We start from the raw sequence: 6,878 nt of genomic DNA, 5'->3' as shown, positions 1-6,878 counted from the left end.
GCACGGGGGATGGGGCCGATCGGCGCGGCCGGGGGATTTTGCCCTCATCCTTGCGCCTGTGCCCGCCCTCGCGGGCGCGACAATGCCAGCCTCCCAGATCGACCCGAACCCATGAGACCCGACCTCGATTCGCTGGCGCTTTTCCTGCGTGCCATTGAGCACGGCAGCCTGTCGAAGGCCGCCGCCGAGAGCCACATGGTGCTGTCGGCCGCGAGCCGCCGCCTGTCCATTCTCGAAGGCCACCTGGGCGTCGCGCTGCTCAACCGCACCTCGAAAGGCGTGACGCCCACCGGCGCCGGCGAGTCGCTCGCCATGCATGCGCGCCAGATCCTGCGCGACGTCGACCGCATGCGCGCCGACCTGTCAGATTACGCGCAGGGCGCCACCGGCCGTGTGCGGTTGCACGCCAATGCCTCGGCCATGGGCCAGTTCCTGCCGGACGACGTGGCGAGTTTCCGCCAGCGCTACCCGGAGATCCGCGTGAGCGTGGAGGAGCACCGCAGCGTGTACATCGTGCAGGCCATCCGCGACCGGCAGGCCGATGTGGGCGTCATCACCAGCGAGGCGGCCGACCCGGCGCTGAACTTCATTCCCTACCGCACCGACCGGCTGGTTGCCATCGTGCGGCAGAAGCATCCGTGGCGCGGGCGCGAGGTGTCGTTCGAGGAACTGCTCGATTTCGATTTCGTGGGTCTCGAAGACGATTCCGCCATCTCCCGCACGATGGAAGACGCCGCCATGAGCGCGCGCAAGGTGCTGCGCCTGCGCGTGCGGGTGAAGAGCTTCGAGGCCGTGTGCCGGATGATCGAAGCGGGCATGGGCGTGGGCATCCTGCCCGAGGGTGCCGCTGTGACCTACCGCAAGGAGATGAAGCTGCGCTTCATCAATCTCACCGATGCGTGGGCTTCACGACGGATGTACCTGTGCACGCGGCAGGAGGCGTTGAGCTTTCCGCAGCGCCGGTTGGTCGATCACTTGCTGGCGCGCGGGATGCCGTAGGGCTCGTGCTCGGGTTCGTTCGGGGCGACGCTCACGCCGACGGGGTGCCTTGCTCCGCGAATGCATTTGTTGGCGAGAAGGCGCGACGCGGAATGCCTGAGACTGGCGGTTAGCGGTTGGGGCAGACCGCCGGCAGATCATCTCCTTTGACGGCGGATGGACCTCTGGCAGCACAATGTGAGCTTGGCGGTCACGCCCGCCGCCTCGTCAACTTGCAACATTTTTTCAGGACTGATGTCGATGATCTACGAACTACGCGTCTATACCGCAATGCCTGGCCGGCTGCCCGACGTTCTTGCCAGATTTCGCGATCACACCGCGGGCATCTGGAACCGGCTGGGAATTCGTCAACTCGGATATTGGACGACTGCAGTCGGACCTGACAGCAACGCGCTTACCTACATGCTTGTCTGGGAGAGCCTGGCCGATCGTGAGGTCAAGTGGGGCAAGTTTGTCGTCGATCCCGAATGGGTCGAGGTCAGAAAGGCGAGCGAGGCAGCCGGACCGATTGTTGCGAAGATGGACAACTCGTTCTTGGCGCCCACCTCTTTCTCGCCTGCGAAATAGTCTCTTCCGCGGCGGACGACACAGTTGGCTGGGACGCGGTATCAACGCCCAATGCCTCTTCAGTCTGTCCTGGAGTGCTAACGACCGGGTCCGCGCACCACCAACGCGTTGGCTGCCGTCGCCAGGGTTGGTTGGGCCGACAGGAATGGCTGCATGGAACCGACCGAGACCGCCGACATCGGCATTCGCGCCGTTCTTGAAGCGCGTCAAACGAACTGTAGAGCGCGGTTCGTTTGCCGAGGTTGCTCAGGATGTTTTCGCACCGTGCGTTGGCGCACAGACCGAAGGCCAAGGCTACACCATGATCGGGTTGACGGCCATCCGGCGCTGGTAGAGGAAGCTTAAGCACCCGCCCATCAAGAGCGGAGCCTCGATGCAGGAGGGCCGTCACCTCGATGGAGTTCGCGGCAAAGAGCCAAGCGCGTAGACCTGTGTGGCGACCAAACACCCGATATCGCACAGACACGAAACGCCAGACCTGCGATAGTGCGCAGCCGCCTCAAAGAAAGATCTCGAAATGTCTGACGCTCCGTACTTTCATGATGCTTCAGGCTCCGTCCGCTTCTGGGTGGACATGGAAGGCACCCAGTTCGTGAGTGCCAGCATCGGGAGGGAAGCACTGCGTTATCACTTTCGCACGACCGAGAACGCCGACCCGCTTGAAACGTTCAGCCACCATGTCGAAGAGATCGAAGCTGCGGTGCGGCGTCGTCTCTCACAGGGGGCAATGGAGCCGGTGATGCTGCGGGAGAACGATCTTCATGTTCCTGCCCTATGAATTGCAGGAAGGCGACCTGTCATGAGATCAACCGCGCGTAGTTGCGCTGGTTGGCCCGATAGCAATCGCACGCCGCACTTTCCAGTCCCCGGCGATCCGTGATCGTGATGGCGCCACGTCGGTAGTCAATCAGTCGACGCTCGTGCAGCGCGGTCGCGGCATTGGTGATGCCGACCCGACGCACCCCCAGCATGCGGCCCAGCACTTCATGAGTCAGTGCAAGGTGTGTGGAGTGCGCGCAATCCTGGGTCGTCAATAACCAGCGCGCCAGGCGCTCCTCGATCAGATGGAAGCGGTTGCACAGGCCCGAGCGACCCAGTTCCATCAGCAGCACACAGACGTAGCGGTTGAGAACACGCCTGAGCATCGTGTTGTGCTCCAGTTCCTGAGCAAAGGACTGCGCTGTCAGGCGCCAGGCCAGGCCGCCGCCCTGAACGAACGCCCGCAACGGCGCGCTCCGAACACCCAACGACAGTTCGTAGCCCAAGGCGCCCTCGTTGCCCACCAAGCCTGTTTGCAGGCCGTCGTGGCCGTCTGCCGTGGAAACCAGTGAAACAAAGGCGCTCGTGGGAAAGTGGATGTGGCGGATGGAATCGCCCGGCTCATAGAGCGTCTGGGCCGCCGCCAATGCCACGTTCTCGCATTTTTCGAGTAGACACGCCCTGACCATCGGCGGAAGCACTTCGAGCAGACGGTTGTGAATGGGGCGGGTCGGATGGGATGTCACAGAGCCCCTGTTGAGAGGAGCCAGCGCGAAAATGCGTGACCTGCCGCATTGTTGCCGATGCGATGGCTCACGTCTGTGCGGCGGCGCACCGAGCCTGACCGTCGCCGCGGCGAATCAGCTTGCCACTTGGCGAGGAAGCAGCCGATCCGTTTCGCGCTTCACGACCTCATAGCATTCACAAACCTGCTGTTCCAGGCCCGGGCGGTCGAGCACCGTAATGTGACCTCGCGCGTACTTGATCAGGTTCAGACGCTGCAATTTGCCCGCCGCCTCCGTCACGCCTTCGCGTCTCACGCCGAGCATGTTGGCGATCAGTTCCTGAGTCATGACCAGTTCATTGCCCGGCAATCTGTCCAGGCTCAACAATAGCCAGCGGCACAGCTGCTGCTCGAGCGAATGATGCCGATTGCACACCGCCGTTTGCGACATCTGGGTGATGAGCGATTGGGTGTAGCGCAGCAAGAGGTGAAGCAACGGCCCCCCCTTTTCCGTCAGCTCCTGAATGTGGGTGGCACTTAGCCTGAAGGCGTTGCCTGCACTTTGCACCACGGCACGATTGGGCGTGCTACCTCCGCCCATCAAGAGCGATACGCCAACCATGCCTTCGAAGCCGACGACCGCGATCTCAGCGGACTGCCCGTTCTCCAGCACGTACAGCAGGGAGACGATGCAATCGATGGGGAAGAAAACGTGTCGCTGCACTACCCCCGACTCGTAGAGCACCTCCCCAAGACGCAGCGGCACCGGCTCGAGGAACGGCTCCATTCGGGCCATCACTTCAAGAGGGATGGCATCCAGCAGTTCGTTGCGTGCGGCGGCCCGGTGCAACGAAGACGAACGAGGAGGCAATGCCATGAGGAAGTCTGCTTCCAAATCTTCATGATTCTGCGACTGAAATCCGGCGTCTGTGCGCCGGCGTATCAACTGCCGAGACATTTTTTGGCGGGGCCGGGTGCGCCAGCGAACAGTCAGGGACTCACTTTCTGGCTGGCGGGGTCCCATAACTTCGCTTTGGAGAGCAACCTAAAGTGCGCCATGAACCCCACGGAAACCGATGCCGAGAACTTGGCGTGCACGGAGCGCGTTCAAGTGGGCGGGTCACGGGGCGGCTCCGGTGGTTTGATAAAGGGACAGAACTTGGCAGGCCTCGTCGGCGATCACCTGCTCTTCGTCGGTGTGCATGACGAACACGGCGACCTGACTGGCTGCGGGATCGGGCGCCACGCCGAGCCAGGCGAGGTGGTGACACACGGCGTTGCGCACAGCCGGCTGGTTCTCTCCGATGCCGGCGGTGAAAACGAGCGCATCAAGCCCGCCGAGCGTGGTGGCGATGGCGGCCACTTCGCGCGCGATCCGCAGTGCATACAACGCCAGCGCTTCGCGAGCTTCGGGCGCGTCGCTCGTGAGCAGTTTGCGCACGTCGCCCGAAACGCCGGAGAGACCTAGTAAGCCCGAGCGGTGATAAAGCATGTCTTCGACCGTGTCGATCGACTGACCCGGTTGCTTGAGCAGATAAAGCAGCGCGCCGGGGTCGAGCGCGCCGCTGCGGGTAGCCATCGGGATGCCGTCGAGCGTGGAGAAGCCCATGCTGGTCTCGCGGCTGGTGCCATGCAGCAAGCCGCACAGGCTGGCGCCACTGCCCAGGTGCGCGACCACCACGCGGCCCGCGGCAATCCCGGGGTGCTGCTGGCGCAGTTGCGACGCGATGAATTTGTACGACAGGCCATGAAAGCCGTAGCGCTTGATGCCTTGGTCGAACAGCGCGCGCGGGAGCGCGTAGCGGCGCGATGCAGCGCTCTGGCTGCGGTGGAAGGCCGTGTCGAACGAGGCCGACTGCGGCAGCGCCGGTGCGGCGTGCCGCACCGCATGGATCAGTCGCAGGCTTTGCAGCTGGTGCAGCGGCGCGAGCGGCGCCAGTGCCTCGATAGCGGCGAGCGTGTCCTCCGCAATCGCCACCGGGCCGCTGAACTCGTCCCCGCCGTGCACGACGCGGTGACCCGCCGCGACGAGTCGTGCGCCCGGCGCCGCATCGTTCACCCAATCCAGGGCATTCGCGATCACGCTGGACAAGGCATCGGGTGTTGCATCGACCGTGCGGCGGGCGAGGGCGCGTGTCGCGCCGGCATCGATCACGAACAGCCCGAGCTTGATCGACGAAGACCCGGGGTTGAAGGTGAGCATCACATCGCCTGTCATGCGACCATCATGCGTTCATTTCCGCTGCGAGCGAGATTTTTCATCAGCGATAGCCAAGGCACCATTTCGTGTGATCGTGCGAACATGCACTGATTCGCGTATAGATGTCTTTGCTTTGCCCTGCAACTCCAGAGTCATCTCAATCAGGCCGTCGGCAGCCAGCCGCTTCGCTGCTGAAACATCCGCCGACAAAGTGAGCCACCGAGGTGGTGCCATGCGGCCGATCCGCATCAGCAATTGGATGTCCATGATGAGTCCTTGGGATTGGGAGAAACTAGATGCTTGTCATTCGAGGACGTGCAGGGGCAAGCGAATGGTGAAAACGCAACCGGTTCCCGGCACATCTCGAGCTGTCAAGGTGCCGAGGTCAGCCTCAACGCTTCGGCGTGCGATGGACAGGCCCAAGCCAAGGCCGGATTTGTCGTGACTGTGTTGATTGAAGGGCTCAAACATCCTGGAAGCGCTTCCGGGCGGAAGTCCTCCGCAGTGGTCTTCGACGTCAATCGATACATGCTCGTCGAGTGCATGAGCTCTTAAGGCAATGATGGTGTGCGGGTGCGTGAACTTGAACGCGTTTTGCAAGAGATTCGCCAGGGCGGCAAGCAGCAGCTCGCGATTGCCACGGATGGCCAGCAGAGGATCGACAGAGCTCACCTCGAAGGGGCAGCGTGCGGCTCCGGCGACGAGCTGCGCGGCGGTTTCGGCATCCTTGATGAACGTGGCGACGGAAAACGTCTGGCGCTGTTCCGGCATGTTGACGCGCACTTCGGCGAGCGTCCGATCGATCAGGGTGACCATCGACGAAAGGCTGCGCTTCAATACGCTCCCCGTGGCACCTCCCAATGTCATGCTGCCGAGTTCGAGGGCATGGATGGCAAGAGTCGCCGTGCCCAGACAGTTGCGCAACTCGTGAGCGAGGAAACCGACACGCTCGGTTGAGTCAAGGCTCTGCTGGCGGGCGATCTGCGTATCGCGCTGGGAGCTGAACTCCGTGACGGCATCGGCAATGGCGTTGTCCAAGCATCGATTCAATGTGCGGAACTCCCCGACGGCAAAGGGAGCATCGCGCTCAAAGGCCATGTCCGTGATCGCTTGGCAAAGGTCGCCATAGTCGTGGACGACTTGATCTACCGTGTACCCCAGTTCGAGCAGCTCCTTGCCGTGGGCCGTGGCGGCTACCCCCATCTCCGACAAGGTCTGCGAATCTCCGCCTGAAGGTCCCGAAATTCTGATGCTGTCCGCCGGTTTGTCATCTTCTTCCGCGGCAAACGTTTGGATCAATTGATCAAGGAACAGCGGAATGCCGTTGGCCAACTGCTGTTCAGTTGCTGCGCGTCTGGGCCTTCGCGCAACTTTTGACTTGCACCGGGAGATCAGTTCATCGCGGTTGTTGGTCAAGAAGTTACGCATGCTCAGACCTCGATGGCTTTCGCCTGATTCATCAATGAACGCTGTCGACTGTGTTTCCGAGGCGCATTGCTCAATCGTTATTCATGCGAAAAGCCTTGTCTGTGCGGTAGCGAACATAGTGCCGATCTATCGCCGATCGTTGTTCGGGGCAGCGGGGTGACGAGCTCCTGGGGCGACCGATTGGCACGAGTGCGCCGGCTG

General features: G+C 62.4%; 8 protein-coding genes. 3 read left to right on the top strand and 5 right to left on the bottom strand.

Annotated elements, in window-relative coordinates; all coding sequences use genetic code 11:
* The first annotated feature begins 111 nt into the window (after positions 1–111).
* From ACCD11_RS23330 to ACCD11_RS23320, 3 genes are all read left to right on the top strand, one after another.
* On the top strand, positions 112–999 hold the full coding sequence (locus ACCD11_RS23330; RefSeq protein WP_007839079.1) for a LysR family transcriptional regulator: 888 nt from the start codon (positions 112–114) through the stop codon (positions 997–999).
* A 156-nt stretch (positions 1,000–1,155) separates the two neighbouring features.
* Positions 1,156–1,566 (top strand): NIPSNAP family protein, encoded by a 411-nt coding sequence (locus ACCD11_RS23325; RefSeq protein WP_337459824.1) that lies wholly within the window; start codon positions 1,156–1,158, stop codon positions 1,564–1,566.
* Positions 1,567–2,083: 517 nt separating this feature from the next.
* Complete coding sequence (locus tag ACCD11_RS23320) at positions 2,084–2,344, top strand: DUF1488 family protein (protein WP_007839081.1); 261 nt, start codon at positions 2,084–2,086, stop codon at positions 2,342–2,344.
* A 19-nt stretch (positions 2,345–2,363) separates the two neighbouring features.
* Here the strand turns inward: ACCD11_RS23320 and ACCD11_RS23315 are convergent, their stop codons facing one another.
* From ACCD11_RS23315 to ACCD11_RS23295, 5 genes are all read right to left on the bottom strand, one after another.
* Entirely contained in the window at positions 2,364–3,071 is a 708-nt protein-coding gene (locus tag ACCD11_RS23315; protein ID WP_413315622.1) for a Crp/Fnr family transcriptional regulator, read from the bottom strand.
* A 114-nt stretch (positions 3,072–3,185) separates the two neighbouring features.
* A complete protein-coding gene (locus ACCD11_RS23310; RefSeq protein WP_007839084.1) occupies positions 3,186–3,926 on the bottom strand; it encodes a Crp/Fnr family transcriptional regulator in 741 nt (246 codons plus the stop codon).
* 243 nt (positions 3,927–4,169) lie between these two features.
* Positions 4,170–5,267, bottom strand: coding sequence for an acetate/propionate family kinase (locus tag ACCD11_RS23305; protein WP_413315621.1), 1,098 nt, complete (start codon positions 5,265–5,267; stop codon positions 4,170–4,172).
* A 15-nt stretch (positions 5,268–5,282) separates the two neighbouring features.
* Positions 5,283–5,516 carry a hypothetical protein gene (locus ACCD11_RS23300; protein ID WP_081502714.1) on the bottom strand — a complete coding sequence of 78 codons (234 nt, stop codon included), beginning with the start codon at positions 5,514–5,516 and terminating at the stop codon, positions 5,283–5,285.
* A 36-nt stretch (positions 5,517–5,552) separates the two neighbouring features.
* Positions 5,553–6,677: a sensor histidine kinase gene (locus tag ACCD11_RS23295; protein WP_007839088.1), complete on the bottom strand. Its 1,125-nt coding sequence runs from the start codon at positions 6,675–6,677 to the stop codon at positions 5,553–5,555.
* Between the last annotated feature and the right edge of the window lie 201 nt (positions 6,678–6,878).

The sequence above is a fragment of the Variovorax sp. Varisp36 genome, from assembly GCF_047304235.1.
In the GTDB taxonomy this organism is placed as follows: domain Bacteria; phylum Pseudomonadota; class Gammaproteobacteria; order Burkholderiales; family Burkholderiaceae_C; genus Variovorax.
This window is presented reverse-complemented; position numbering and strand designations above follow the sequence as displayed.

Bases quoted from the DNA above. Each gene is read 5' to 3' on its own strand.
- ACCD11_RS23330 (WP_007839079.1), top strand. From the start codon at position 112: ATGAGACCCGACCTCGATTCGCTGGCGCTTTTCCTGCGTGCCATTGAG.
- ACCD11_RS23325 (WP_337459824.1), top strand. From the start codon at position 1,156: ATGGACCTCTGGCAGCACAATGTGAGCTTGGCGGTCACGCCCGCCGCC.
- ACCD11_RS23320 (WP_007839081.1), top strand. From the start codon at position 2,084: ATGTCTGACGCTCCGTACTTTCATGATGCTTCAGGCTCCGTCCGCTTC.
- ACCD11_RS23310 (WP_007839084.1), bottom strand. From the start codon at position 3,926: ATGGCATTGCCTCCTCGTTCGTCTTCGTTGCACCGGGCCGCCGCACGC.
- ACCD11_RS23305 (WP_413315621.1), bottom strand. From the start codon at position 5,267: ATGACAGGCGATGTGATGCTCACCTTCAACCCCGGGTCTTCGTCGATC.
- ACCD11_RS23300 (WP_081502714.1), bottom strand. From the start codon at position 5,516: ATGGACATCCAATTGCTGATGCGGATCGGCCGCATGGCACCACCTCGG.
- ACCD11_RS23295 (WP_007839088.1), bottom strand. From the start codon at position 6,677: ATGCGTAACTTCTTGACCAACAACCGCGATGAACTGATCTCCCGGTGC.